This is a genomic window from Variovorax sp. Soil_C_33, from assembly GCF_057656935.1.
Genome location: NZ_JBDGJK010000025.1, coordinates 43,290 through 70,062, shown reverse-complemented (window position 1 = coordinate 70,062; position 26,773 = coordinate 43,290). Strand labels below are relative to the sequence as shown.

The following is a 26,773-nucleotide window of genomic DNA, read 5'->3' as shown; positions in this document are numbered from 1 at the left end:
ACGGGCCGGCTCACGGCATCTTTTTTCGAACAATCGGTCACGCGTTCTGCGGCATCGCAACCGCGCGCAGCACCTGCATCGGCCCTATGGCGTGGACACGGTCGAGTTCCTCCTGCGAACGCAGGAACAACGAGCCGGCGAAGCCGAACCCGTTGACGGAGATCGATTCGAAGCATGCGCGCGAACGCGGCACGACGAGCATCCAGCCTCGGCGAACCAGCAGGTTGTAAGGGGCCGACTGAACTTCGCCCTCTTCGCCGGCGACAGCGGAAATGCCGCACCGATGAAGCAACTCGCGATAGAGGGCATGCAACTCGGGAGCCGTCGCTTGCGGCGCCAGACGTGCGAACGCATGCCTGAACGGCAGCCGGGAGCCGCCGCGGAGCACCCGCTCCATCGGCACTTCGTCGGGGCTCTCGTGCGTGAGCGGGAGCGGCACAAGCTGCAGGTGCTTGTGCCGCTGGCTGGCCCCGGCTTCGACGCCCCCGTTGTAGAAGCCGAGTCCATCGACTTCGCCCAGGCAAGTGACGAGCGCCGCAAAATCCTCGACGCCAAGGAGGCACTCCTGGCGTTCGAAGCGGCGCGTGACGAGCAGCACATGCCCGGCGAGCAGTTGGAACTTGTTCAGCAGGACGTAGTGCGAAGGCGCGAGGTCGGCTACGAACAGGGAACGGTCGTAGTCGCCGAGTGGATCGCCGGCTGCGGCGGCATGGCGCGCCTTGTCCTTGCGCGCGAGGCTCGACACCGTGCGCAAGACGAACCGGACGCCATCGCTGTCGAGGAGGACGGATTGAGTCTCGATCGGCTGCAGCGCACCGTCTGCCAGGGCGCGCCGCATGGCATTCTGGACGATGGACAGCGAAAACACGCTGTCATTCTCCACGCGTTCCGGGCAACTGGGAACCCAACCCCGACGGTGGTTCACCCTGTCCGAGCGGTACTCAGGCGTTCGCCGCCTCCTGTGCGGCCAGCGCGATGCTTCGCTTGGCGATGTTGACCAGGTGGATCTGACTCGTTCCCTCGTAGAGCCGGAACAGGCGCACATCGCGGTAGAAGCGCTCGGCCACATTGCCGGCCATGTAGCCGCTGCCGCCGAAAACCTGCACGGCCCGATCTGCGACACGGCCGCATATCTCGGAGGCGAACAGCTTGCACATGGACGCTTCCATCGTGACGTCGGCACCGTCGTCCCGCTTGCGTGCGGTCTCGAGCACCAGTGCACGCGCCGCATGCACCTCCGTGTTGCTCTCGGTGATCATCTGCTGCACCAGCTGGAACTCGCCGATCGGCTGCCCGAACTGGCGGCGTGATTGGGCGTGCTTCGCCATTTCCTCGACCAGCCGGATCGCGGGGCCGGTGCACAGGGCAGCGAGGTTGATGCGCTGCTTGTTGAGGGTCTTCATGGCGGTGCGGAAGCCCTGCCCTTCGATGCCGCCGACGATGGCGGAGGCTGCGACCCTGACCCGGTCCAGCACGACCTCGCCCACCGGGGAGCCGTGCTGGCCCAGCTTGCGATAGGGGGCGGAGGTCGACAAGCCCGGCGTGCCCCGCTCGACGAGGAATGCGGTGATGCCCTTGGCGCCTTTCGCGTCCGGGTCCGTCCTCGCGAAGACGGTGAACAGGTTGGCGATCGGTGCATTGGTGATGAAGCATTTCTTCCCGGTGATCAGGAAGCTGTCGCCGTCGCGCACCGCAACCGTCTTCTGTGCCGTCGCGTCGGAGCCGGCTTCCGGCTCGGTCAACGCGAAGCAGCCTGTCATCTCGCCGCTGGCGAGCCGCGGCAGGTAGGTCTTCTTCTGCCCGGGCGTCCCGTCGACCACGATGGACTCCGACGCGATGCCGGTGTTGCCGCCGAAGCGCGCCCGGAATGCAGCCGCCACCTGCGAGACCTCGATGTTCACCAGCGACAACTCCTCCGTGCTCAGGCCGGCGCCGCCATGGGCCTCGGGGATGCTGTGGCCGAACAGGCCGATCTCGCGCATGCGCTGCACCAGCGCCTCGGGGATCTCGTCGTTGCGGTCGACCGCCTCCTCGAGAGGCAGGCACTCCGTGCGGACGAACTGCCGCACTTCGGCGAGCAGGTTCCTAAATTTTTCAGGGTGACGGATCACGTGGCTATCCGACGCGGACTTGCCGCAGCAGCGAATACACCGAATCCTCGGGCGCTGCGCAACCCACCGGCTGTCGCGCACCGAACAGGGCCTCATCGCCAAGCCCGAGCTCCGGTCGCTCGCGCTCTTCGATCCAGTCGTACACGACCGTCCTGGCGGCGATCCGCCACTCGCCGTGCCGGCGTTCGAAGCGGTCGACGTAGCGGCCGCACAAGAAGGTCTGCCTGGGGCTCCCGGCAGGGGCCTGCAGCGCAAGAAAACAGCTCTCCACCGCAGCGCGATCCTCATGCAACTCGATGGAAACATTGCTCACCTGGTGCACGCGCCGGCCGCCCAGGCGCAGGCGTTGCAAGGCCTGATCGATGAAACCGGCGGCGCTGCCGTTCCAGGAACCGTGGCAGTCCGTGGCGTCGTCCCAATAGGCAGATCGCAGCGCCGCCTCGTCGGCGCGGTCGATGCCGCGGCAGTAGCGATGGAGGCACTCCCGGATCGCCTCGCGATCGAGCAGGGCCTGCAGCTGCGCAGCGGAAGTCATTGCGCGGGGGTGGCCGCACGCTTGAACAGCTGCACGACGTTGCCTTCGGGGTCGCGCAGCGACATCACCGCGCCGTGCGTCCCCATGTCACGGATGCCGAGCACCTGGCCGCCCGCGCCGGCGATGCGTTCCTCGGCCCCGGCGAAGTCCTCCACCTCGAACACCATCACGAGCCCGGACGTCGCCGGCGCTGCCTCTTCCTTGCACGCCACGGCCACGCTGGTATTGCCAACGCCGTACTGAAACCAGCGGTCCTTGTCCCGAAACTTGAGCTCGAGGCCGAGCGCGGATTCGTAGAAGGAATGCAGTTCGGCCGGGCGCTCCGCCACCACGAACACGTTCTGCAGGCGCCGGGGCGCGTTGTCGACGCCGCTCACAGTGAAGTCTCCGAAGCGCCGCCGTCGAGGCGCAACACATCGGCGCTGATGAAGCGGGAGCCGTCGCCGGCCAGGAAGCAGATGGCATCGGCGATGTCTCCCACCGTGCCGAGACGGCCGAGCGGCGTGCGCGCGATGCGCTTCGCATCGAGTTCCGCGTTGCGATGCTTCGCCGTGCCTTCGGTCGGCACAGCGCCCGGAGCCACCGCATTGACGCGGATGCCGCGCGCACCCAGGTCGGCGGCTGCTGCGCGGGTGACCCCGAGCACGCCGGCCTTGAGGCCGCTGTACACCACGGAGCGGGCCGGCGACTTGAAAGCCGCGATGGACGCCACGTTGACGATGGAGCCGCCGCGCTCCGGGTCCATCGCCTCGGCGGCGGCCTGGATGCCCCAGATGACCGACTTGAAGCCGATCTCGACCATGCGGTCCATCACCTCGGGCGTGATCTCCGCCAGCGGCTGGTAGCGCACCCAGGCCGCGTTGTTGACCATCACGTCCAGTCGCCCCGCTTCGCGCGCGAGGCGGTGCACGGCTTCGCGCATGCCGTCGCGGGTGGAAACATCCTGCGGCAGCGGGATCGCCTTGCCGCCGAGCCGGCGGATCTCGGCAACGGTTTCGTCGACGAATTCCTGCTTGAGGTCGTTGACGCCGACCGTGGCGCCAAGCCTGGCCATTTCGAGCGCGGCGGCTCGGCCGATGCCGTGGCCGGCGCCGCTGATGAAGGCCACGCGGCCCTCGAGAGATGCGTTCATTGCTTGCCTTTCGTTTCCGGCACCAGCAGCGCATCGAGCGCGAAGGCGCCCTGCCCCTGGTCCATCACCACCAATGGATTGATGTCGATCTCCGAGACGACGTCGCCATGCAGCGCAGCGAATTGCGAGAGCGCCGCGACGGCGCGCGCCGCCGCCGCCACGTCCGCCTTGGCCCGGCCGCGCGCGCCGTCGAGCAGGGGGAAGGCCTTGAGCGAACGCAGCATCTGCGTCGCCTGCTGTTCGGTGACGGGCGCGATCTGCAAAGCCACGTCGCGCAGCACCTCGGCAAAGATCCCGCCCAGGCCCACCATCACGACCGGCCCGAAGACCGGGTCTTTTTTGGTCCCGAGGATCAGCTCGATGCCGCCCTGCGCCATCTGCGCCACCAGCACGCCGGCGATCCGGGCCCGCGGCGCCTTCTGCGCGACGCGCGCCAGCAGGCTGTCGTACTCGTCCGCGAGCTGCGCCTCGGAGCGCACGCCGACCACGACGCCGCCGACCTCGGTCTTGTGCGCGATGTCGGGCGAGACGATCTTGAGCACGAGCGGAAATCCGATCTCGCGCGCCGCCGCCAGCGCCGCATCGCGGCTGGTCGCCGTGACTTCCTTCAGCACGGGAACGCCGGCCTGCGCGAGCGCCGCCTTGGCGCTCGCCTCGTTGGCGAATGCTTCCTGCGGCAGCGCATCGGTCGAAGATGAGGTCGCCGCCGTTTCGGCCTGTTCGCCGCGCGTGCCGAGCCGCACCAGCGCCGCCAGGGTCGAGCAGGCCGCGTCGATGGTTTCCACCGTGGGGAAGCCCATCCCGTTCAGTTGCGCGATCGTGTCGCGCGGCGCTTTGCAGCACAGCAGGATGAGCCGCGACGGATGGTCTCGCCGCACCTGCTCCAGCGCGGCGATATACACGTCGCGCAGCCGCGGCATCTGGAAGGCATAGGCGGACTGCAGAATCACCGCATCGCACACGGGATCTTCCGCCACCGCGGACAGCACCTGCACCAGCAACTCCGGCCGGCTCGACACCTGCGCCGTCATGTCGACCGGATTGCCGGGCGATGCGTACGGCAGCGCGGAAAGGATGCGCTCCTGCGTGCGCGCGGAAAGCTTCGGCAGATCCAGGCCCCGGGCGCTGGCCGCATCGGCCATCAGCACGCCGAAGCCGCCGGAGGCCGTCACCAGCGCGGCGCGATTGCCCTTCGGCGCGCGCGCCGTGCCGACCACCGAGACGGCGTGGCCGACGTCCAGCAACTGTTCGATGCTCGGCACACGGATGGCACCGCCGTTGCGCAGCACCACGTCGAACACCGCGTCCGAACCGGCCAGCGCACCCGTGTGCGATGCGGCTGCCTCGCTGCCGGCCGCCGACACGCCGACCTTCAGCACGACGATCGGCTTGCCGGCCTCGCGCGCCATCGCCAGCGCCCGCACCAGCTTGCCCGCATCGCGGCAGGTTTCCATGCAGCACAGGATCACCGAGGTGGCCGGGTCGATGGCCAGCGAGGCGATGCCGTCTGCGATGTCCACGTCGCATTCGTTGCCCGTGGTGAGCAGGCGGCTGATGCCGATGCCGCGATCGACGGCCAGCCGCATGGTGTAGCTGCCGAGGTTGCCGCTCTGCGACACGATGCCCACATGGCCCGCGGTGGGGAAGGCCGACTCGAGCGCCACCGAGAAAGTGGCGATGCTCTTTTCCGCGACGCCGATGGAACCCAGGCAGTTCGGGCCGACCACGCGCATGCCCGACGACCTGGCCACCTTGCCGATCTCGGCCTGCAGCCGGCTGCCCGCTTCACCCATCTCGGAGAAGCCGGAAGAGAGGATGACCGCCGCGCGCACCCCGCGCGCCGCGCAGTCCTTGACCGCCTCCAGCACGCTCTCGGGGGGAACAGCCATCACGGCCAACTCCGGTGCCTCCCGCAGGTCGGCCATGCTCGCATAGGCCTGCAGCGATTGCACCGTGCCGCCCTTGCGGTTGATCGGATAGATCGCGCCGCGGTAGCCGTACTTCTGCAGGAACTGCAGCGGCCGCCCGCCGATCTTGGTCACGTCCTCCGACGCGCCGAAGATCGCGATCGAACGCGGCTGGAACAGCGCGTCCAGGCCCCTCCCTACTTCCACCACTTCCGCGGTTTTCATCGCTCAGCGCCCCTTGTAGACAGGCTGGCGCTTTTCCAGGAAGGCCTGGCGCGCCTCCTTGGCGTCCTCGGTCTTGGACAGCGCCATGGTGATGTTCTGCTCGAAGCGATAGCCGTCGCGCTGCGGCATCAGGTCCATCATGTTGGCGGCCTGCTTGGCGTAGGCCAGCGCGAGCGGGCTCTTGGATGCCATCTCCTGCGCGAGGCGCAGGGCCGCGGGCAGCAGCTCATCCGGCGGCAGCACTTCGTCCAGCACGCCCCGGCGGTACAACTCGGCGGCGGGCACGCGCATGCCGGTGAAGAACATGCGGCGCGTGAAGGAGCGGCCGAACATGGTTCTGAGCATCGACACCCCACCGGCCAGTCCGACGTTGATCTCCGGCATCGCGAAGCTCGCGTCCTCGGAGGCCAGGAAGATGTCGCAGGCGGCCATCAGGCCGAAGCCGGCGCCCAGCGCCGGACCATTGACGGCGGCGATCACCGGCTTGGCGCACTCGCGAATCGCATTGCCGGTCTCCCGCGTCAGGCGGTTGTGGCCGAGGAAGTCGCCGGGCTTGTCGGCGTCCGGGCGATCCTTCAGGTCGGCGCCGGAGCAGAAGTACTTGCCCGTGCCGGTGAGGACGGCCACGCGGATGTCGGCGCGTTCGGAGACCTCGTCGAAGACGTCGATCAGGCGCTGCCGCGTCGCGCGGTCCAGCGCGTTGACCGGCGGCTTGTCGAGCCGAACGACGGCGACGTATTCGGAAACTTCAAGGCTGACGTTCATGGCGAACTCCTGGAAAGGTGGGTTGCGGCGCGAGACGGCGACTCGTCCGCCGGGGCATCGGGATCTTGCGGCGCGAGCAGCCGCGCCGCGTGCGTGAGGCGGTCGCCGTAGCGGAACTCGGAGGCGAGCAGGCGCTGGGCCAGGCGCGTGGCCAGGACCTCCTCGCTCACGCCCATGCCGCCATGCATCTGGATCGCGCTTTCAGCGCAAGCCCTTGCGCTTTCCGCCAGCGCCACCTTCATCAGGCGCAGCGTGCGGCGCAGGCTGGCCGCGCCGCTCTCGTATTCCTGGAAGGCGTGCATCAGCAGGCCCTTGGCGCCGAGGTAGCGCACGTACATGTCGGCCGTGCGGTGCCTGAGCACCTGGAAGGACGACAGCGTCACGCCGAACTGGCGCCGCTCCTTCAGGTGGTTCACGGTCTGCTGGATCAGCGCGGCCAGCGCGGCCACGGTGTCCGCCGCCGTCAGCAAGAGGGCCGCGTTGTCTGCCTGCACCAGCGCGCGCTGGGCCTCGGCGCCGCGCGCAATGCAGGCCAGCGCCGGCACCGTCAGCTGCTGCAGCCGGAAGTCGGCGCCGCGCCGCCCTTCCATCGTGCGGTAGCTCGTCGCGGGCGCAGGGATGCGCTCCTTGTCGACCAGGAAGATCGCCGCCTCGCCCGTGCCCTGCAGCAGCGCGGGCACGAGATAGTGCGTGGCCTCCAGCGACACATCGACGCCCTGGACCACGCCGGTCAGCTCGCAGCCGATGTCCAGCTGCTTCGCATGCACCACGATGTCGTCCAGCGATGCGGACAGGGCGGTCAGCGGCGCGATCTTCGCGCTGCCCTCGCACACGGCTTCCAGCCAGCGCGCGCCGGTTTCGGGCGCCGCTGCCTGAAGCAGGATGGGTGCGACGGCACAGGTCTCCACCGTCGGCAAGTGCGGGCCGTGCGTGGCGAGGCCTTCGACGATGGAGCCAAGGTCGGCCAGGGTGCCACCGACGCCGCCGGCCTCCTCGGGCACAAGCGTACAGGCCCAGCCCATCTCGCGGATCGGGTCGGTATCGGCGGAGTCCTGCGTCGCGGCGTGGTCCTGCGCGAAGCGCTCGGCCGCATCGAGCAGCATGCCGGGAAACAATGGCGTGAATGACATGGACACTTTTCAGGCTCCCAGCAGTTCGTTGGCGACGACGTTGCGCTGCACTTCGGAGGTGCCGCCCGCAATCGTTCTCGCCCTCGTGAACATGTAGTTCTGCACCCAGGTGGCGCCGGGCTCGCCCTCGCCTTCATCGGCGAGGAAACGGTGGGCCGCCTGCGGCCCGACCGCATCGAGCGCGATCGAGGTCAGGCGCTGGGCGACGTCGCTGCACAGCAGCTTGATCACCGACGGCTGCACGCCGAGCGGACGCTGGTGCTTCAGGTCGTCCGTCGCATGGGCCAGGATGACGCGCGCACCCTTCACGTCGGCTTCGGCCAGCAACAGCCGGTAGCGCAGGCTGCTGAAATCGCGGCGCCCGGCTGCGGCCTTCGCGGCCTCTTCCACCACGCGCGTGACCTGCCTGCGCACCAGTTCCAGCCGCGCGACATTCGCCGGCGGCAGGCGCTCGCGTTCCAGCAGGTACTTGGCGCAGGTCCAGCCTTTGCCGACCTCGCCGATCAGGTTGGCGGCAGGCACGCGCACCTCGTCGAAGAACACCTCGTTGAGGTGGTGCCAGCCGTCGATGGTGCGGATCGGGCGCACCGTGATGCCCTTGCTGTCCATCGGCGCCAGGATCAGCGAGATGCCGTCCTGCTTCTTCGCCTCCTTCGAGGTGCGCACTAGCATGTAGATCATGTTGGCTTCGTGCGCGTGCGAGGTCCAGATTTTCTGGCCGTTGATCACGTAATCGGCGCCGTCCAGCCGCGCGCTGGTGCTGAGCGAGGCGAGGTCCGAGCCCGAGCCCGGCTCGGAGTAGCCCTGGCACCACCAGTCGGAGCCGTCCAGGATGCGCGGCAGGAAGCGGGCCTTCTGCTCAATGGTGCCGAAGCGGATGATGACCGGGCCGATGTGGCCCAGCCCGTGGTGGTACAGCGGCGGGCAATCGGCCTCGGCCATCACCTCCTCGAAGATCAACCGCTGCTGGATGTCCCAGCCGGTGCCGCCGTACTCGCGCGGCCAGCTGGGCGCGCCCCAGCCCTTCTCATGGAGGATCTTCTGCCACCCCAGGTACTCGCGCTTTGTGACCTTCTGGCCTGCGGCGACGACGGCGCGGATCTCCGGCGGGCAGGCGCTGCGGGCGAAGTCCTCCAGCTCGCGGCGGAACGCGGCGTAGGCATCCGCCTCGCCATCGGCGATTTCGGTGTTCGACATGTTGTCTCCAGTCCTGTTGTCTATTTGCCGCTGGGCTCGGCGGCTGCGTCGCCGCCCGTGCGCAGCTTCGTGATCAGTTCGTCCAGCGCGGCAGCGGCCCCATCCGCGTCGCGCCGCCGAAGGCAGAGCACGACCTTGCGCCGAAGCGGAAACACGTCCGGCCGCGGCCGCACCGGGATGACGTGCGTCATCCGTTCGCGCAGGATGGTGGTCATCGTCTGCGCCATCAGCGTGAGCGCCTCGTTGTGCCCAGCGGCCGCGATGGCGGAGAAGAAGCCGCTGGCCGACTCGATGCGCTGGTCGAGCGAGTCCGTGGCCTGATGCCGCTCGATGCCGTCGACGGCGGCCTCGATCGCATCGATCTCGCTTTCGGTGGCCCGCTCGCACGCCAGCCGCAGCAGCGTCCCGTACAGCGTGCGGTAGGCTTCGTCGAGATCGGCCGAGCCGAGCCGCCCCTGGATCACCAGCGCGCGAAGCGACTCCGCCAGCATCATGTAGGCGCCCTTGTAGAACACCAGTGCCTGGTCGGCGGGGCCTCCGCTCATGTGCTTCACTTCTCCGATGAAGACGTCGTGGTCGCCGGCCTCGTGACGGGCATGGACGCTGCACTCGAAGCTGGCCAGGCAGTCTTCGATGATCGGCATGCCGAGAGGCCCCAAGCGCCAGGCCACGCCTTCGAACTTGTCCGCGATCTTGCTCGAGGCAAAACGACTCGACAGCGCATCCTGACGCTCGGACAGGATGTTGATGGCGAACGCATCGGCTTCGGCGAACGTGCCCAGCAGGCTGCTCGCCTTGCGCAGGCTGAACAGCACCAGCGGCGGCTCCAGCGATACCGAGCTGAAGGAATTGCAGGTCAGGCCTGCGGGCCGTCCGTCGGCGGTACGCGTCGTGATGATGGCCACCCCCGTCGGAAAGCAGCCGAGCAGCTGTCGAAACAGCGTCGGTTCGATGGCATCGCGGTGCAAGGTCGTGCTGGTCATGGCGTACGCCTGCGCCTCAGGCGGCGGCGACCTCGGTGGCCGGCTTGGCCACGTGCGGCGGGTCGTTGGCGATCTCGCGCTGCACGGCGGGCATGATGACCTTGGCCCACAGTTCCAGGTGCTTCAGCATCGTGGGGTGGTCGAAGTCACCCATCTGGGTCTGGAAACAGTAGTGCACGGGCTTGATGGCGCGGATCTCGCGCACCACCCGCTCGATCACCGTGTCCACCGAACCCACCGGCAACAGGGCACGCATCTCGTCCAGGGTCGGCTCGCCTTCCACCATCGTCTCGGCCACCTGGTAGTCCTCGCCGATCTGCGCCGTGCGGCGCTTCAGGCTGAGTGCCACGCGGCGCTGGTAGCGGGCGCAATCGAGGTAACGATCCACGTCGGCTTTGTTCTCGCTGGCGTAGGCCGCGCGCAGCACGCCGACCGGCACCTCGGCCGGGTTCTTGCCTTCACCCAGGGCCACCTTGTCGATCAAGGCCCGGGTGGCCTGCAGCTTCTCCACGCCGCCGTCGCCGCCGGAGACGAACACGTGGTGGTCGCCACGCACCGCGCGGGCCAGGAAGGTCGGGTCCACGCTGGTCACCCACAACGGCGGCATCGGCTGCTGCACCGCACGCTGGCTGATCGCGCTCTCGGGCTGCTGGTAGAACTGGCCGTCGTAGGCGAACTTGGGCTCCTTCAGGCCCAGTTCCAGCATGTCCAGCATCTCCAGCGTGCGCTGCTTGGAGGTCTCCAGCGAAACGCCGAAGCGCTCGAACTCGAAGTGCTGGTAGCCGGAGCCGATGCCCAGGTTCAGTCGGCCGTCGGACAGCTGATCCACCATCGCGACGTCGGCGATCAGGCGGGCCGGGGTGTACAGCGGTGCGACGACAATGCCGGTGCCCAGGCGAATGTTGCGGGTCACGGCGGCGCAGTGCGCGATCATCGTGAGCGGCGACGAGCACATGCCGTAGTTGCTGAAATGATGTTCTGCGAACCAGGCGCCGCCGAAGCCCAGTTCGTCCGCCAGCCGCGTCTGCTCCACGGCATCGCGCAGGATCTGGTGGGAGGTCTTATGTTTGTTTCGCTGCTGCATCAGAATGAAGATTCCGAAGTCCATGACGAGGCTCCTGGTTGGCTTTGGTTGCGTGGAGTGATCTTAGGAACGGGGTGCCTGCCCTGCGCACCACGCCGCGCACACCTTCTTTGCGGTTTCTGAAATGAAGGCCCTCGACTCGCTGCGAATCTTCGTGACCACCTTGAGGAAGGGAAGCCTCTCGGCGGCGGCGCGCAGCCTCAGTCTTTCGCCTGCCACCATCTCGCGGCGCATCAGCGCGCTGGAGGAAGAGTTGGGGGTGCAACTGGTGGACCGCACCAGCCGCAAGCTCAAGGTCACCGAGGCGGGACAGGCCTTTCTGACGCGCGCGGAGGTGGTGCTGGAGGCGATGGCAGAGGCGGAGGAAGCGGCGCGCAGCTCGAAATTGCTGCCCGAGGGGCGGCTGCGCATCCACTCGCGCACGCAGATCGGCCTGCGCGTGATCGCACCGCTGCTGCCGCGCTTCGCCGAGCGCCATCCGGACATCCAGCTGGAGATGGAACTCTCCGAACACCCGGTGAACCTGGTGGAGCAGGATTTCGACATCGACATCCGCACCGGGGAGTCGCACGATTCAAGCTTCGTGATCAAGCGGCTGCTCAGCAGCGACGAAGTGCTGGTGGCCAGCCCCTCCTTCATGAAGGTCTACAAGCGGATCCGGCACCCGCGCGACCTGCCGGAGGTTCGCTGCCTCACCTACCGACGCGAGCACGAGGCCACCACCTGGAAGTACATCGACGAACAGGGAGAGCAGCAGGAGCTGGTGATCCGGGGCGTGCTGAGTTCGAACAACGGCGAGCTGCTGCGGCTGGCCGCCATCGGCGGCATGGGGATCGCGCTGCTGTCCGAGCCCACCGTGCGCAGCTGCATCCAGAATGGCACGCTGGTGCGGCTCCTGCCCGATTACCGGTTCGCAGTGCGCGGGTTCTCCAACGGGATCTACGCCGTGTTCCGCCAGAGCCGCGCACTGCCCTTGAAGGTGCGCGCCTTCGTCGACTTCATCGCCGAGGCGCTGCGCGAAAGCGACGCCGCCTGAGACCGTCCTCAGTCTGCGAAGCGGTGCGCCGGCATTCCGGCGGCGGGCATCCCGCTCAGCGCGAACAGGCCGCCGTCCTGCGGCAGGAGCCCCGCGAGATGCGTGCTCCTGGAGATCGACGTGACATAGGCCACTTCGAACTGCGGGCCGCCGAAGCACAGGCTGGTCGGATGCGTTGCCGGCAGCTCCACCATTCGGTCGAGCCGTCCGTCGGGGGCGAAGCGGGCGATCTTCCCGATCCGGGTCAGCACGGTCCAGAGGAAGCCCTGGGCGTCCACGGTCGCGCCGTCGGGGCCGGAGCCGTAACCCTCGGTCTGCACGAAGACGCGCTGCCCGGACAAGGGCCCGTCCGGCGCGTAGTCATATGCCCAGATCGTGCGGACCGTGCTGTCGGCCACGTAGAGCGTGCGACCGTCGAGGCTGAAGCAGGGACCGTTGGTCAACCCGAACGCGTCCGCAATGCGCTCCACGGAGCAGTTGGGCCGCAGCCGGTACAGGCCGCCGAGGACAGCGTCGCCCGCCTGGCGGTTGATGTGCATGGTGCCGGCGATGAAGTTGCCCCAGGGGTCGCATTTGCCGTCGTTGAGGCGCACGTCCGGGTGATCGATGTCGATGCGGGCCAGGATCTGCAGCTTGCGCGTGGCGAAGTCGTAGCGGGCGAAGCTGTTCTTCAGCGCCGCGACCACCGAGCCGCTTTCGCAAGGCGCGATCGAGCCGACCGGCGCGGGCAGACTGTGGTGCTCGGTCTCCCCGGTGGCAGGCCACAGCCGCCGTAGCGTTCCCGCCAGCGAGTCGATCCAGCACACGGCATCCGCCCGCGCATCCCAGCACGGGCTTTCGCCCAGCAGGTCCGTCGTCTCGCCGACCCTTCGAATCTCCACGGTCATCATGGGGTCGAAGTCTGGCGGCGATCCGGCACCGCCGGCGGCGCGCCCTGCAAAGCAGCTTTGCGCTTCCTGCGTTCCCGTGCTCCCGCCCCGGCTCCTAGAGTCACCCGGATGAACGAACGAACCGCTCCTCCCCCGCCTCTTCAAGGCATCCGCGTCATCGAACTCGGCAACTACATTGCGGGCCCCGGCACCGCGATGACGCTGGGCGACCTCGGCGCGGAGGTGGTCAAGATCGAATCGCTGGAAGGCGACATGGCTCGCCACACGGGCCACTTCGGGCACGCCATGCTGCGCGCCTACAACCGCAGCAAGAGGTCGATTGCCCTGGACCTGCGCAATCCGCGCGGGGTGGAGATCGCGCTGCGCCTGATCGCGCGTGCCGACGTGGTCGTGCAGAACCTGCGGCCAGGCGCCGCCGAGGCACTCGGACTGGGCGCCGATGCGCTGCGCGAGATGCAACCTGCACTGGTCTACGTCTCGATCAGCGGCTTCCCCGCCGGCGCGCCTTCGCGCGATCGGCCCGGCTACGACATCGCGGCGCAGGCGGAAAGCGGCCTGATGTCGGTGACCGGCGAGCCGCAGGGCCTGCCGCAGAAGGTCGGCGCCACCATCATCGACACGGCCACCGTGCAGGTGGCGGCCCAGGCCATCCTGGCCGCGCTGTTCCGTCGCGTGCGCACCGGCATCGGCGAAACCATCCGCATTTCGCTGCTGGAAGTGGCGCTCAACCTGCAGCTGCCGAACTGGAGCGACTACCTGGCGCGCGGCGTCGAGCCCACCCGCAGCGGCGACGGCCAGCCGCTGAGCGCCCCGGCGGCAGACATCTTTCGCACCCGCGACGGCATGGTCGTGGTCTCCGCCTACGTGCAGGCGCACTGGGTGCGCCTGTGCGAGACCATCGGCTGCCCCGAGCTGGCGACGGACGCGCGCTTCCTTACCAACGAGCTGCGCGTCGCGAACCGGCCGGCCATGAAGGAAGCCGTGAGCGAACGGCTGTCGCGCTACGGCACGCGCGAGTGCGTCGACCTGCTCACGTGCAACAACATCGTGGTGGGCGTCGTGCGCAGCTACAGCGACGCGCTTGCGGGAGAAGACTTCCGGGCCAGCAGCATGGTCATCGAGGCTGCGCCGAACGGCGACCGCCCCGGCTATCGCAGCTTCGGCCTGCCCTACGAGCTGTGCGACACGCCGCGCCTCCAGACCCAGGCCGCACCGGCACACGGCGCGCACACCGAGGAATTGCTGCGGGAGGCGGGCTTGAGCGATGCCGAAATCGCGGCACTGCGCGAGGCCGGCGTCGTGAATGTCATTCGATGAAGCGATCGACGGATGGACGCGGGATAGGCCGCGCAGGCCTGCCCCGCGTGCACGACATACAAAGCAGCTTTTCATTCCCTGCACATCCGCGCGCTGCACCCGGCCATAGACTGAGTTCAGGATTTACCTGCCCCGCCGAGGGCAAAAAGGAGACAAAGTGAGTTATCGAAAGTTCATCCCGGGACTGCTGTTCGGACTGGTCGTGGCGCTGGGTTCGGCGCATGCGCAGACGGCCACCAAGATCGTCGTCCCCTTCGCCGCCGGTGGCGGCACCGACCAGTACGTGCGCATCCTTGCAGCCGAACTGACGAAGCGGGGGACCCAGATCATCGTGGAGAACAAGCCCGGCGCCAGCGGGATCGTCGCCGCAGACTACGTGGCGAGGTCGCGCCCGGACGGGCTCACCGTGCTGGTGTCGTCGCTGGGAACCCTGGCGAACAACACCGTTCTCTACGAGAAGCTGCCCTACGATCCCAACAAGGACTTCGCGCCGGTCACGCAGATCGCCTACCAGCCGGCGATCATCGTCGGCCGGGCCGACCTGCCGTACCAAAACATCAAGGAGATGGTCGCGTACGCCAAGGCCAATCCCGGCAAGATCAACCGCGGCTCCCCGGGCGCGGCGATCCTGACCAACCTCGCTCCCATGAGCTTCGAGAAGACCGTCGGCATCAGCACGACCCATATCCCCTTCAACGGCGATGCACCCGCCGTCCAGGCCCTGCTCGGCGGCCAGATCGACATCCACGGGACGTCCGTCACCGGCTCCTTGCCGCATATCCGCAGCGGCAAGCTCCGCGTGCTGGGCGTGATGGACAGCCGCAGGCTGCCGCAGGTGCCCGAGGCGCCGACGTTCAAGGAAATGGGCTACGACCTCGAAGCCACGCTGTGGTACTCGCTCTCGGTGCCGTCCGCCACGCCGAAGGATGCGATCGACCGTCTGAACAAGGCCGTCAACCAGGTGATCGCCGACCCGGAGTTCGTCACCAAGGCCCGCGCCGTCGGCATGGAGCCGCGCGGCGGTACGCCCGAGGAACTGGCGAAGTTCGTGCGCGCGGAGCACGATCGCTGGGTCCCGCTGCTCCAGAGCCTGAACCTGCCCAAGCAAGTCCACTAAGCGAGGGCGACCCGAGTCGGGCCTAGCGCCAGCCTTCGACCCTTCGAAGCGGCACCCGTATTTCGGCCGCGCGCGCCCTCAGCTGACCGCACCCGCCGTCGATATCCTGGCCGGCTGAATAGCGCAGCTTGGTCAGAATGCCCCGCTGGTGCAGCGTGCGGGCCATCTGTTCGCAGCGCTCCCTCGACGGGCGACCGAAGGCCGCGCCATCCACCGCGTTGAAGGGGATCATGTTCAGCACGCCGTACTTGCCTGAGAGCAGCCTGACGATGCCTTCGATCTCCTCTTCCCCGTCGTTCACGCCTTCCAGCAGCGTCCACTGGTACTGGATCGGGTAGCCTGCGGTTCGCGCATAGCGTTCGCTGGCCGCGACCAGCTCCTCGGGCGTCATGTTCGGTGCGCGCGGAAGAAGCCTTCTGCGCAGCTCAGCCCTGGTCGTGTGCAACGAGAGCGCCAGCGCAGGTCGGACGCGTTGCTGGTGCAGTCTCTCGAACGCGCGTGGATCGCCCACGGTGGAGAACACCAGGTTCTTGTGGCCGATGTTGCCCACCGTACCGAGCAGGTCGATCGCCTCCATCACGTTGTCCAGGTTGTGGGCCGGTTCGCCCATGCCCATGAACACGACCTTGCGTACCGGCCTGCGAACGCGCGCGAGGGCGATCTGGGCAATGATTTCGGCACTTCCCAGCTGGCGCAGCAATCCGTCGCGACCGGTCATGCAGAACCGGCATCCGACGGCGCACCCGACCTGCGACGAGACGCACAGACCATCCCGAGGCAGCAACACGCTCTCCACGGTCTGACCATCCGCGAGGGCGACGAGCAGCCGCTCGGAACCATCGGCGCCGGGGTGCACCGCGTGGATGCGGGCCAGCCCCGCAAGTTCAGCCTCGATGGAAGGCAGGGCTGCCAGCAGCGCCGACGGGAAGAAGCTCGCCGGTCGGCGCTTGCCGCTGTCGCGGGGCAGCGCATGGGACCACAGCCGCAAGATCCGGTGCTCGTGGCTGGGGCCTGCTCCGGCTTCCCGCAGTCGCTGCCTCAATTCGTGGATTCGCATGCACTGCCCAGCGTAGTCGACATGCGGCAGATTGTGCACGGCGGTCACCGGAGGTGCGGCGTACGAGGCGCCCCATATGCCGGCTCCTCATTTGACTGCCCTGCATATCGCAAATCTATAATTAAGGCATCCGTCACTTCCTGAGCCCAACGACGGGCGGGGGCTCGCCTGTCGGGCTATGACCACGCGGAGAAGCCATCGATACTTCCCCTGCTCGCGCTGCCGGGCTCGATGTTGCAGCATCGAGCTTTTCGCATGGGTCCCCAGGCGGCATGAGCGCCTCATTCGGACCGTTTCGGCTGTTTCCCGCCGCGCGCAAGGTCGAGAAGGACGGCATTCCGTTCCCGTTGAGTAGCCGGGCCCTCGATATTCTGATCGTGCTCGTCGAGCATGCTGGCGAGATCGTCGGTCACAGGGAGTTGATCTCGCGCGTGTGGCGAGACCTGGTGGTGGACTCCGGCAGCCTCAGGACGCACATCACCGGTTTGCGCAAGGCACTGGGCGATGGCGAAGGGACCGACCGGTACATTGCGAATGTCCGGGGCCGAGGCTACTGCTTCGTGGCCCCGGTCAGTCGTCAGGCCCAGCCCCATCGTGCAGACTCGGCCCTCCTCTCCCCGGAGCGGGCCAGCCTGCAAACGCCTGCCCTGCCGCCGGTCCTTGGGCGGATGGTCGGACGCGACGAAGCGGTTCGCGCCGTCGCCGCAGACCTGATCGCGCATCGCTTCTTGACGATCGTCGGGCCCGGGGGCATGGGCAAGACGACGGTAGCCGTGGCTGTCGCCCACGCCATGCTTCAAGAGTTCCCCGAAGCGGTGTGCTTCGTCAACTTGGGCGCCCTCTCAGACCCGGCGCACGTGGCTTCCACCGTCGCATCGACGCTCGGCCTCACGATCCAGACCGAGGACGCGTTGCCGAGCCTGAGGGAATCCCTCCGGGGGGCACGAATGCTCCTCGTGCTGGACAACTGCGAGCATGTCATCGGAGCTTCAGCCGCGCTTGCCGAACAGATCTTCCGCGAAGCACCCGAGATTCACATCCTGGCGACCAGCCGCGAGGCGCTGCGAGTCGACGGCGAGTACACCTACCTGCTGCCCCCTCTCGAGTGCCCGCCGTTCGATCCGAGCCTGAATGCCGTTGAAGCGCAAACCTTCCCGGCCGTCAAGCTCTTTACGGAGTGCGTCGCTGCCAGCGGCAGCAGCTTCGAGCTCGTCGATGCGAACGCGCCGATCGTGGCCGGCATTTGCAGCAGGCTGGATGGCATCGCACTCGCCATCGAGTTCGCTGCAGGCCGAGTGGGTGCTTATGGCGTCGAGGGCATCGCCAGCCTGCTGAACAGCCGCTTCGGTCTGGATTGGCCCGGAAGGCGCACCGCCCTGCTCCGACATCAGACACTTCACGCAACGCTCGACTGGAGTCACGACCTCCTTTCCGAAAGTGAGCAGGTGGTGCTGCGACGACTGTCCGTCTTCGTCGGCACGTTCACCCTCGAGGCCGCTCAGGCCGTCGCGTGCGGGAGAGCACTCGACGAGGACCAGGTCGTCATCCATGTCGGCGATCTGGTCGCGAAATCCCTTGTGTCGGCGGTGGCTGCCCACGATCGGGCCGTACGCTATCGCCTCCTCGAGACCACCCGAGACTACGCTGCCGAAAAGCTGGAACAGAGCGGCGAACTGGAAGCCACCGCCCAGCGCCACGCCAGGTATTTTTCGCTGCTCCTGGGTTCCGTTTCCGGCGAAGGCATCGATCCGCACCGCGCCCCCCGCGCGCTCGCTCTCGGCGATCACCTGGGGAATGTGCGGGCGGCGCTCGACTGGTGCTTCGGCGATCGCGAATCGCAACCGCGCCACGCGGTCCTCGGAATCGATCTGGCGGCAGCTGCCACCCCTGTGCTTCTGCAACTCCTCTTGCTGACCGAGTGCCGCAGATGGAGCACGAAGGCGCTGTCACTGCTCGAGGATGCCGATCGGGGAACCAGAAAAGAGATGGTTCTGCAGGAAACGCTCGCGACAGCGGCGATGTGGACGGGAGGAACCGGCGACGAGGTGCGCGCCGCCATCACCCGCGGCCTGGAGATCGCGCACAAGCTCGGTGAAACCTCGCATCATCTGCGGCTGATGGTGGGGTTGCACATCCTTCTGGTTCGCGCGGGAGACTTCCGAGGCTCGCTCGCCGTGGCGGAAGCGTTGAGTTCTGCGGCCCGGACATCGGCAGACGTTTCGTACATGGTGGTGGCCGACTGGACGCGAGGGGCATCGCAGCACTTCCTCGGCAATCAACGGGCCGCGGAGCGCGACTTCCAGAATGGATTCGGGCGCGCCGGACCCCGCAATCTGCACCTGTTCGGGCTCGATTACCGCGTTCGAGCGCTGGTGCCGTATGCCCGCGTCCTGTGGCTCGCCGGCCGTCCGGATCGTGCGATGGCGGTCGCGAGAGAGGCGATCGGCGAGGCGGCCGCTTCCGGAAGATCGGTCGACGTCTGCTTCTCCCTCCTCTACGCCACGCCGGTGTTCCTCTGGTGCGGCGATTGGAGCGCTGCGGAGGGTGCACTCGGGAAGCTGATGCAGCACACGAACTGGCAGGCGTTGCTGTCGTTTCACGCAACCGGGCTTGCCTTGAAGGGCGAACTGCTCGTCCATCTCGGAGAGACCGATCGGGGTACGGCGCTCCTGCGCGACGCCTTGAAGGCCATGAAGGCCGAGAAGCACGCTATTCTGGTCAAGCGAGCTGCATACGCACTCGCAGATGGACTCAGGATAAGCGGACAGCTCGACGAGGCACTCGCCGTCATCGCCGACGCGATCGCCGAAACGCAAGACGGGGAAGAGGCGCTGGAGTTGCCCGAGTTGCTCCGGCTTCAGGCCGCTGTGCTTCTCTCGATGCCCGACAAGGATGAGTCGCAAGCCGAAGACTGCCTCATGCGTTCGCTGGAGTGCGCCCGGCGCCAGAACGCATCGGGTTGGGAGCTGCGAACGGCCACATCGCTTGCGCGGCTTCGAACAAGCCAAGGCCGCCATGAGGCAGCTCATGAGATTCTCGCCGGCGTCTATCGCTCGTTCACCGAGGGCTTCGAGACGCGTGATCTCAAGGCAGCCGCACAGTTGCTGAAGGAGATGGATGAGTTCATGGGCTCCGCCGCGAGACCCTGCGAGTAGCGCCGGCCGGATGATCCACCTTCGCCAAGAGAGCCCTCGCGGTGACGAGGTCGTCCGTGTCATGGCCTTCGGTGAACCTGCCATGGATCGGCGCAAGCAGCAGCCTCGCCGAATCGATCCGGCCTTGGTTCAACCAGAGGCGTGCGAGACTGTTCGCTGCTCGCAACTCCCATGACAACGCCGACTGGCGCTGCGACCATTGAATCGCGCCAAGAAAGCACTGCTCTGCCAGTCGCGAATCGGTGCCGGGAGTGCTCGCCAGGATCTCACCTTTCAAGCGCAGCGTCTCCGGCATATGGAGATAGCCACCGTGCCGCTCGATGAGAGCGGTTGCTTCCTCGATGGCCGTCAGGGCGGCTGCATGTTGCTGCAGGCTGCTCAGCCCTTCGGCCAACGCATTGATGAATGCTCCGGTCCGCATTTCGTAGCGATTGGCCTGAACGGCTTGCAGGCTGGCGCGCAGCAGGTTCACTCCGACATCGGGCCTTCCGCGCTTGACCTGCAGCTCGCCCCTCAACCCCATGGCGACCGCCACATAAGGCGACAGCGCATGCTTCGTGGCGTGCGCGAGCAGCTGGTCGATGACTTCCTGCTCCCGCAACCAGTCTCCCCTCCAGAGAAAAACGGACCCGGCCCAGATCAGCGCGATGGACAGCGTGACGGGGTGATTCAGCATTTCAGCCTGCTCGATCGCATATTGGGCCACGGCCGCCGCATGGTCGCATTCGCCTCGAAGCCAGTGGCATCGTGCCTGGCCGCACAGTGCATGGACGCGGTGGTTGAAGCCGAGGCGCATGGTGCGGGTGCGATGCGCTTCGGCGGCACCCTTGAGTGCAGCCTCCCAACGCTTCTCGGCCTCGATGGTGTCGCCGGTCAGGTCCAGCGCCACGCCCAGCATCGAATCAGCCGTTCCCAGCGCCACGGGGTCGTCCATCCTTCTTGCGACGGATTCGGCAAGGCGGGCATGCTCGAGTGCGCCTCTGAAGTCTCCCGTCCTGAGCAGGAAAGTGCCGAGTCCACCGAGCAGTCGCAACCGGAATGGGAGGTCCTCGAGCGCTTCCGCCAGCTCGAGGCCGCGTGAGAACGCGCGTCTCACTTCCTCGCTGTTGCCGCTGGTGAACATGAGCGACTGGCCGAGCGACGCCTGCAGTTCCATCTCGCGGCGCGTGCCTCGCATGGCATCGCTGAGCGAAGCAGTTGCTTTTTCCATCCAGGCGCGGCATTCGCTCAACGGCGCCATCTCCAACAAGAGCGGCGCTGCCGCTGCGGCAAGCGCAGTGCCGATTTCCACGTCGCCGCCATCGGACAGGCTCCAGTCCAGCGCGGCGCGTACGTTGCCGAGCATCTCCGCATGCTGTGCCAGGGTCTTGTCCTTCTCGGCGTCAGCTCCAGGCAGGGCCGCACGCTCAAGAACGGCACGGTAGTAAGAGGCGTGGCGTGAGGCGACTGCAGCGGACTCGCCGCATTCGATCAACTTTCTCAACGCGTAGACCCGCGTACTGTCCAGCAGCCGATAGTGCATGGCCCTGCCACCGGCTTCGCCAGCCAGCAGCGATTTCGCGACCAGATTGGCGATGGCTTCCACGACATCGCCTTCGTCCGCGTCGGACTGGCCGGCTACGACTTGCGCGGCTTCGAGAGAGAAGACTCCAACGAACACCGAAAGACGGCGCAGCACCGAACGCTCGAGGTCCGTCAAGAGGTTGTAGCTCCATTCCAGTGCAGCGCTCATCGTCTGGTGCCGCGGCACCGCAGTGCGGCGGCCGTGCCACAACACCGTGATGCTCTTGTTGAGCAAGGCTGCGATGCCTTGAACGCCGTATGCATCGAGTCGCCCGGCAGCCAACTCGATGGCCAGGGCGATGCCGTCGAGTTCGCGGCAGATCTTGGCCACGGCGGGCGCGTCGGCGTCGGCCAGTTCGAACCTGGTGGCGCCGGCTGCTGCGCGGTTCACGAACAGTTGTACCGCGGCATAGGCAAGTGCTTCCTCGGCCTTCAGCGCGTCGCCGGCAGGCGGGCAAGCGAGTGGGAGCAGTTGATGAACTTGCTCGCCCTCGACGCGCAAAGCCTCGCGGCTGGTGGCCAGGACATGAATCTGCGGGGCCTCCTTGAAGATCCGCTCCGCCAGTTCAGCCACTGCGCCGATGACGTGCTCGCAACTGTCCAGGACAAGCAACATGCGCTTGTCACGCAGGAAGTCGACAATGCCCGACGCAGCGTCGCCGGAATGAGCCAGAAGACCCAGTGTCGCCGCGAGCGTGCTGGCCACGTAGGCGTCCTCGCTCACCGGTGCGAGATCGATGAAGCGGGCGGCGCCCCCGAACGCGGGGAGCATGGCGTGAACCACCGAAACGGCGACCGTCGTCTTGCCGATCCCCCCGGGCCCGACGATGGTCACAAATCGTTTCTGCAGCAGATCCGCCTGGATCACCTGCACGGCGGCGTCGCGGCCCACAAGGTGCATCAGCCGCGCCGGAAGGCCGTTCGGCAAATCGGAGCGCGCAGCCGTCCCCGCTGAAGGTGCAGGTGCTTGCAAGCGCGTGACGGGGGCTACGAAACAGTAGCCTTGGCCGGTGACGTTCGTCACGTATCTTGCACCCGACTGCCCGTCGCCCAAGGCCTTGCGTACTGCGACCATGTGGACTCTGAGACTGCCATCGTCGACCACGACGTCGGGCCAGACGCGCGCGATGAGTTCCTTCTTGCCGATGACTTGGCCCGCGGAACCGACGAGAGCAATCAACAGACTGAGCGCTCGCCCTCCAAGATGCACGGGGACGCCGTCCTTGTCGAGGAGCCTCGCCGCCGCGGACAGCCGGAACGGACCGAACGAGGCAACCCACCCGTCCTGGCCGGCACGCTCGGCGTTGTCCGTCGTCGGTGTTGTCATCGCCTGGGCCTCGCAAAGGGAGTCAAGCCACATTCTCGGGTACTCCTGAGGGGCAGTAAATCGGCTTGACATTCACTCCTCTGGCGCTGTATCCGGTGGCCGGTGAGAGGCGAGCGCGGCGCGAAGGCTTCTAATTTCCGGGGAAGAATCTGCAGTTCGATTGTTGAGGATGATCAACCGAGCTATCTTGCCTGCGCGCACGACAAAGTGGAACGCGAGAACCAGGGGACCGGGCAGGCCCGTCTTGTCGTAGTCACCGTCCACGTTGGCAGTAACGATCACATCCCCGAAGTGCTCGACAACCTTGACGACCTTCATAGTCACCTTGTCTCCGATGATCTCCCGCTCGGCCCACCCCTTGATGGCGTCGATGCCCCAGTAGTCGCGCAACTGATCGTTGACAAGCGCGCCTTCCGCAAAGCAGGCGATCAATGCGTCCGCGTCGAAGGCGTTGGTCGCAGCGATGTAAGTTGCAACAGAAGGGGGTAAGCCAGCAGGCGCCGCCGCCGTGGGCGCCCCGCGCGATAGAGTCATGAGGATCCTCCAGGACGTCGCATGCCATCATCGGCAAGCGCTGCGCCGGGTGCACGTTAGGCTTTGTCAAGCCTTGTTAAGACGACCGGATGGCAGCCACACGCCTTGCAGCCTCGTCCCGGTCATAGAAGCAGCCGTTCAAGGTGAATCCGGACTGCACTGAATCCTTGACCGAAATCGCCTTGCCTGCCGCGGACCTCGCAACAACCACTTCATCGGGCAATCCGTCGATCATGTGAATCGGGGCCAGCCGCCCATCGGCGAATCGCGACGGATAGACGCGACCCGTTTCCGTGTTGCGAAAGGCAGGACGGAAGCCGAAGTGCCTGTTGTCGGCACTGACGCCGCCGCTTCCGCGATAGGCGATGGTTTCTTGCTCAAGGATCAGCCGGTTCATTTGCTCACCTCGTGGTCGATGCGGTGGACGGTGGTCATGCTTCTCTGGACCGAAGCTTCTTCAAGAAGCGATGCTCTGAGGCAAATGCTAGAAGGCTGAAAGCACTGTCGGAAGGTAGCTCGCCTACATCTCGATGTTTCCAGGAAGTCAACAACCGCTACATCGAGTCGTAGCGGCGGCAAAGCCCGAGAAGATCTCGACTCCCGGCTTTCGGCGTGCGGCCTCAGCCATTTCACCAATTTGGCGCACGGTGTTGCCGGGCGGCCACCAATCAATGGCTTGCGAAGCTGGTCATAACGAACCTTGACACTCAATAACTGGTCTTCGCGCGCCTGGGCGAGCAGAGTAGGCGCAACGGTTTACTGCGACATCGAAGCTCCCATGCCCTCCTCTACGCTCCTCTATCCTTCGCCCACCCCGCTCACACCGCGCGCGGACCCGCTGGCGTCCAGCTTTGCCACGAGCTATGCGGGGGTCGTCGCTTTCATTGCAGTGGTCACGGAAGGCAGCTTCGCCCGGGCCGGGGATCGCCTGGGTATCGGCCGCTCCGCGGTGAGCCGCAGCGTCCAGAAGCTGGAAGACCAGCTGAACGTCCGGCTTTTCCTTCGGACCACGCGGAGCACCACCCTGACCCGCGAAGGCGACCTCTTCTACGCCAACTGCCACACCGGGGTCGATCGAATCGTTCAGGCCGTCGAAGAGATGCGAGACCTTCGGGAGGGACCACCCCGCGGGCATCTTCGCATCAGCTCGGCAATTGGCTTCGGCCGGAAGGTGGTGGCACCGCTGCTCGGCGAGTTTCGGGCCGCCTACCCTGAGGTATCGATCGACCTGCTTCTCGACGACAAGCCGACCGACTTCATATCGGACCGTGTGGACATCGCGTTTCGCAACGGCCGCATGGAAGACGCCCAGATCATCGCGAAGCAGATCATCCCCATGCAGATGCTGGTCTGCGCCTCCCGCAAATACCAGGACGCCCACGGACTGCCCCAGACGATCGAAGACCTGGTCGATCACCAATGCATCAACCTCCGCGTTTCGTCGGGCCGGATCTGCGAGTGGGAGTTCAAGGCGGACGGGCAAGCCCGCAAATTCCTGCCGCAAGCAAAGATGACCTACAACGACCCCGACCTGGTGTTGAAGGCTGCGCTCGACGGTCATGGCATCGCCCAGATGGCGGGCTATCTGATCTGCGACTCACTCCGGTCCGGCGCGCTCGTTCCTTGCCTGGCTCGGCATGCACCCGATGACCGAGGTCACTACATCTGCTACCTGAGCAGGCAGCATATGCCTTCGCGCATGCGCGTCTTCATCGACTTCATGACGACCAGGATCCGGGCGGCGGACCTTCAGTGCCTGACCGATTGGTGCTCGCCATGAAACACCGTGCGCCCCCCTGCGGGCCTACCGCCGGCGCACGCCCAAATCTACGATCTGTTCCAGCGCTTCCAACCCAACGCCCCGCGGGGCCACTGAAAGATCCATCATGAAAATCGTCGTCATCGGAGGCACCGGCCTCATCGGCAGCAAGCTCGTCAACAACCTGCGCGCGCTCGGCCACGAAGCCATCGCCGCCTCGCCCGCCTCGGGCGTCAACACCATCACGGGCGAGGGCCTGGCCGAAGTGCTCGCCGGTACCCAGGTCGTCGTGGACGTCGCCAACTCGCCGTCCTTCGAGGACAAGGCCGTCCTCGAGTTCTTCCAGACCTCCGGCCGCAATCTGCTGGCCGCCGAAGAGAAAGCGGGCGTCAAGCACCACGTTGCGCTCTCCGTCGTGGGCACCGATCGCCTCGCCGAGAGCGGCTACTTCCGCGGCAAGATCGCGCAGGAGAAACTCATCCGGGAATCGAAGATTCCCTACACCATCGTCCATTCCACACAGTTCTTCGAATTCCTGGGCGGGATCGCGCAGTCGGGAACCGACGGAAAGACGGTGCACCTGTCCCCGGCCTTCGTGCAGCCGATCGCATCGGATGACGTGGCCGCCGCGATGGCTGACTTTACGGTGGGCGCACCCCAGAACGGCGTGATCGAGATCGCCGGGCCGGAACGCGTGCGCCTATCGGAGCTTGTCCAGCGCTACCTTTCGAAGACCAACGACCCGCGCACCGTCGTGGCAGACGTGCATGCGCGCTACTTCGGCGCCGAGCTCAAGGACGACACGCTTGTGCCCGGCGACAACCCGCGCATCGGCAAGCTCGGCTTCGATGCCTGGTTCGCACTGCCGAAGGCGCCACGCTGAATGCCATCCTCCCCGTTGAAGCCACCGCCGGTCGAGTTGCTGGACAAGTTCCATGGGCCGGATTTCCTTCCGCTATACACCACCACGGTGACGGCCAGCGGCGGCGAGGCGAAACACGGACGCGCGTCCGGCGAGGTGCGGTCCGACGACGGCAATCTCGCTGTGTCGCTGCGGCTTCCGCCCGAACTGGACGGCCCCGGCGGCGGCACCAACCCGGAGCAACTGTTCGCGGCAGGCTATGCCGCCTGCTTCCATGGAGTGCTCTGCCTCTTGGCTAATCGATTGGGGATCCCCGTCCGGGACGTGGTGGTACGGGTCAGCGTGGCCTTCGGACGGGATCCGGTCGATGGCCTGTTCATGCTGACGGCCGACGTCCGGGCCCATCTCGACGGCGTGGAGAAGCATGTCGCGGAGGAGCTCGTGCGCCATGCCGAACGCGCCTGCCCGTACACCAAGCTGGCGCAGCAGGGAATGCAGAGCACGGTGGCACTCGCATCGTGACGCCCCTCGCCGGCCATCGCGACGGCAGCACCTGCCGTCGCGCCTCCGCGTTCTCGTCCACTTCATGACCGCGCGGATCCGCGCGCTCGACCTCCACTGCCTCAGCGTTTTTCCCGCGGCCGCATGAATGCCGGCCCGCCTGGATCGCGTGATTGGTGATCGGCAGGCAACGCGGTGATCCCCTCCACAGGGCTACTGCATCAGCCGGTGCAAACCTAGGATTTGGGTGCGCGCAATGACGTGACGCACACATCCACGGAAAGGTCGGGACCACCATGACGAAACATTTTCTGACTGCCCTGCTTGCCAGCCTCGCAACTTCGGCCGGGCTCTACGCGATGCAGCCGATCAGCGCTGCCGAGCCGCCCGCGCCGGACCGGCCCGCTTCGCCTGCGATCTCGCCCGCCCCTTTGGACCTGGCGATGCCGCCGCCTCAGGAGCCGTTCGATATGACGCCCATCACCCCGTATGAGAGCGCGGGTGCGCCCTATTCGCTTTAGCAAGCATCCGAGCCATGCCTACCGCATCGGCCGCCGCATCCATTCAATCCGAGGAACCGCAATGA

Annotated in this window: 24 protein-coding genes; 8 read left to right on the top strand and 16 right to left on the bottom strand. The window is 66.7% G+C overall.

The annotated features are described in order from the left end of the window. Positions 1–37: 37 nt before the first annotated feature. From AC3A6B_RS27870 to AC3A6B_RS27820, 11 genes are all read right to left on the bottom strand, one after another. On the bottom strand, positions 38–868 hold the full coding sequence (locus AC3A6B_RS27870) for an ATP adenylyltransferase family protein (protein ID WP_487839878.1): 831 nt from the start codon (positions 866–868) through the stop codon (positions 38–40). A 73-nt stretch (positions 869–941) separates the two neighbouring features. Next, positions 942–2,111: an acyl-CoA dehydrogenase family protein gene (locus tag AC3A6B_RS27865; protein ID WP_487839877.1), complete on the bottom strand. Its 1,170-nt coding sequence runs from the start codon at positions 2,109–2,111 to the stop codon at positions 942–944. A 4-nt stretch (positions 2,112–2,115) separates the two neighbouring features. Next, positions 2,116–2,646, bottom strand: coding sequence for a nuclear transport factor 2 family protein (locus AC3A6B_RS27860; RefSeq protein WP_487839876.1), 531 nt, complete (start codon positions 2,644–2,646; stop codon positions 2,116–2,118). Further along, positions 2,643–3,023 carry a VOC family protein gene (locus tag AC3A6B_RS27855; protein WP_487839875.1) on the bottom strand — a complete coding sequence of 127 codons (381 nt, stop codon included), beginning with the start codon at positions 3,021–3,023 and terminating at the stop codon, positions 2,643–2,645. The genes AC3A6B_RS27860 and AC3A6B_RS27855 overlap by 4 nt, the downstream gene beginning before the upstream one ends. Further along, positions 3,020–3,778: an SDR family NAD(P)-dependent oxidoreductase gene (locus AC3A6B_RS27850; RefSeq protein ID WP_487839874.1), complete on the bottom strand. Its 759-nt coding sequence runs from the start codon at positions 3,776–3,778 to the stop codon at positions 3,020–3,022. The genes AC3A6B_RS27855 and AC3A6B_RS27850 overlap by 4 nt, the downstream gene beginning before the upstream one ends. Further along, complete coding sequence (locus AC3A6B_RS27845) at positions 3,775–5,910, bottom strand: acetate--CoA ligase family protein (protein ID WP_487839873.1); 2,136 nt, start codon at positions 5,908–5,910, stop codon at positions 3,775–3,777. Before AC3A6B_RS27845 ends, AC3A6B_RS27850 begins: the two co-directional genes overlap by 4 nt. 3 nt (positions 5,911–5,913) lie before the next feature. Beyond that, positions 5,914–6,675 (bottom strand): enoyl-CoA hydratase/isomerase family protein, encoded by a 762-nt coding sequence (locus AC3A6B_RS27840; RefSeq protein ID WP_487839872.1) that lies wholly within the window; start codon positions 6,673–6,675, stop codon positions 5,914–5,916. Beyond that, on the bottom strand, positions 6,672–7,805 hold the full coding sequence (locus AC3A6B_RS27835) for an acyl-CoA dehydrogenase family protein (protein WP_487839871.1): 1,134 nt from the start codon (positions 7,803–7,805) through the stop codon (positions 6,672–6,674). The genes AC3A6B_RS27840 and AC3A6B_RS27835 overlap by 4 nt, the downstream gene beginning before the upstream one ends. 9 nt (positions 7,806–7,814) lie before the next feature. Further along, positions 7,815–9,002 carry an acyl-CoA dehydrogenase family protein gene (locus tag AC3A6B_RS27830; RefSeq protein ID WP_487839870.1) on the bottom strand — a complete coding sequence of 396 codons (1,188 nt, stop codon included), beginning with the start codon at positions 9,000–9,002 and terminating at the stop codon, positions 7,815–7,817. Between the two features lie 20 nt (positions 9,003–9,022). Beyond that, positions 9,023–9,985: a flavin reductase gene (locus tag AC3A6B_RS27825; RefSeq protein WP_487839869.1), complete on the bottom strand. Its 963-nt coding sequence runs from the start codon at positions 9,983–9,985 to the stop codon at positions 9,023–9,025. A 16-nt stretch (positions 9,986–10,001) separates the two neighbouring features. Beyond that, on the bottom strand, positions 10,002–11,093 hold the full coding sequence (locus AC3A6B_RS27820; RefSeq protein WP_487839868.1) for an LLM class flavin-dependent oxidoreductase: 1,092 nt from the start codon (positions 11,091–11,093) through the stop codon (positions 10,002–10,004). A 100-nt stretch (positions 11,094–11,193) separates the two neighbouring features. On the opposite strand from AC3A6B_RS27820, the gene AC3A6B_RS27815 reads away from it, so the two are divergent. Then, on the top strand, positions 11,194–12,105 hold the full coding sequence (locus AC3A6B_RS27815) for a LysR family transcriptional regulator (RefSeq protein ID WP_487839867.1): 912 nt from the start codon (positions 11,194–11,196) through the stop codon (positions 12,103–12,105). Positions 12,106–12,113: 8 nt separating this feature from the next. Here the strand turns inward: AC3A6B_RS27815 and AC3A6B_RS27810 are convergent, their stop codons facing one another. Next, entirely contained in the window at positions 12,114–12,995 is an 882-nt protein-coding gene (locus AC3A6B_RS27810; RefSeq protein ID WP_487839866.1) for an SMP-30/gluconolactonase/LRE family protein, read from the bottom strand. A gap of 108 nt (positions 12,996–13,103) precedes the next feature. Here AC3A6B_RS27810 and AC3A6B_RS27805 point away from each other — a divergent pair, with 108 nt between their 5' ends. Together AC3A6B_RS27805 and AC3A6B_RS27800 are read left to right on the top strand one after the other, a co-directional pair. Continuing rightward, on the top strand, positions 13,104–14,312 hold the full coding sequence (locus AC3A6B_RS27805) for a CaiB/BaiF CoA transferase family protein (RefSeq protein WP_487839865.1): 1,209 nt from the start codon (positions 13,104–13,106) through the stop codon (positions 14,310–14,312). A gap of 157 nt (positions 14,313–14,469) precedes the next feature. Further along, on the top strand, positions 14,470–15,429 hold the full coding sequence (locus AC3A6B_RS27800) for a Bug family tripartite tricarboxylate transporter substrate binding protein (protein ID WP_487839864.1): 960 nt from the start codon (positions 14,470–14,472) through the stop codon (positions 15,427–15,429). 22 nt (positions 15,430–15,451) lie between these two features. On the opposite strand, the gene AC3A6B_RS27795 is transcribed toward AC3A6B_RS27800, so the two are convergent. After that, complete coding sequence (locus AC3A6B_RS27795; RefSeq protein WP_487839887.1) at positions 15,452–16,486, bottom strand: RNA methyltransferase; 1,035 nt, start codon at positions 16,484–16,486, stop codon at positions 15,452–15,454. A 272-nt stretch (positions 16,487–16,758) separates the two neighbouring features. Here AC3A6B_RS27795 and AC3A6B_RS27790 point away from each other — a divergent pair, with 272 nt between their 5' ends. Continuing rightward, entirely contained in the window at positions 16,759–19,641 is a 2,883-nt protein-coding gene (locus AC3A6B_RS27790) for an ATP-binding protein (RefSeq protein WP_487839863.1), read from the top strand. On the opposite strand, the gene AC3A6B_RS27785 is transcribed toward AC3A6B_RS27790, so the two are convergent. The 3 genes from AC3A6B_RS27785 to AC3A6B_RS27775 all read right to left on the bottom strand — a co-directional run bounded on the left by AC3A6B_RS27785 (position 19,610) and on the right by AC3A6B_RS27775 (position 23,462). Further along, positions 19,610–22,564, bottom strand: coding sequence for an ATP-binding protein (locus AC3A6B_RS27785; protein WP_487839862.1), 2,955 nt, complete (start codon positions 22,562–22,564; stop codon positions 19,610–19,612). The two genes, AC3A6B_RS27790 and AC3A6B_RS27785, sit on opposite strands and share 32 nt — an antisense overlap. Before the next feature lie 39 nt (positions 22,565–22,603). Continuing rightward, positions 22,604–23,065: a nuclear transport factor 2 family protein gene (locus AC3A6B_RS27780; protein ID WP_487839861.1), complete on the bottom strand. Its 462-nt coding sequence runs from the start codon at positions 23,063–23,065 to the stop codon at positions 22,604–22,606. Between the two features lie 76 nt (positions 23,066–23,141). After that, positions 23,142–23,462, bottom strand: a complete 321-nt coding sequence (locus AC3A6B_RS27775; RefSeq protein ID WP_487839860.1) for a hypothetical protein — start codon at positions 23,460–23,462, stop codon at positions 23,142–23,144. A 381-nt stretch (positions 23,463–23,843) separates the two neighbouring features. Between AC3A6B_RS27775 and AC3A6B_RS27770 the strand changes: the two genes are divergently transcribed. The 4 genes from AC3A6B_RS27770 to AC3A6B_RS27755 all read left to right on the top strand — a co-directional run bounded on the left by AC3A6B_RS27770 (position 23,844) and on the right by AC3A6B_RS27755 (position 26,708). Next, positions 23,844–24,845 (top strand): LysR family transcriptional regulator, encoded by a 1,002-nt coding sequence (locus tag AC3A6B_RS27770; protein ID WP_487839859.1) that lies wholly within the window; start codon positions 23,844–23,846, stop codon positions 24,843–24,845. A gap of 106 nt (positions 24,846–24,951) precedes the next feature. Further along, entirely contained in the window at positions 24,952–25,707 is a 756-nt protein-coding gene (locus AC3A6B_RS27765) for an SDR family oxidoreductase (RefSeq protein WP_487839858.1), read from the top strand. After that, on the top strand, positions 25,708–26,208 hold the full coding sequence (locus AC3A6B_RS27760; protein WP_487839857.1) for an Ohr family peroxiredoxin: 501 nt from the start codon (positions 25,708–25,710) through the stop codon (positions 26,206–26,208). It begins immediately after the preceding gene. Between the two features lie 275 nt (positions 26,209–26,483). Next, positions 26,484–26,708, top strand: coding sequence for a hypothetical protein (locus AC3A6B_RS27755; RefSeq protein ID WP_487839856.1), 225 nt, complete (start codon positions 26,484–26,486; stop codon positions 26,706–26,708). Positions 26,709–26,773 lie beyond the last annotated feature (65 nt).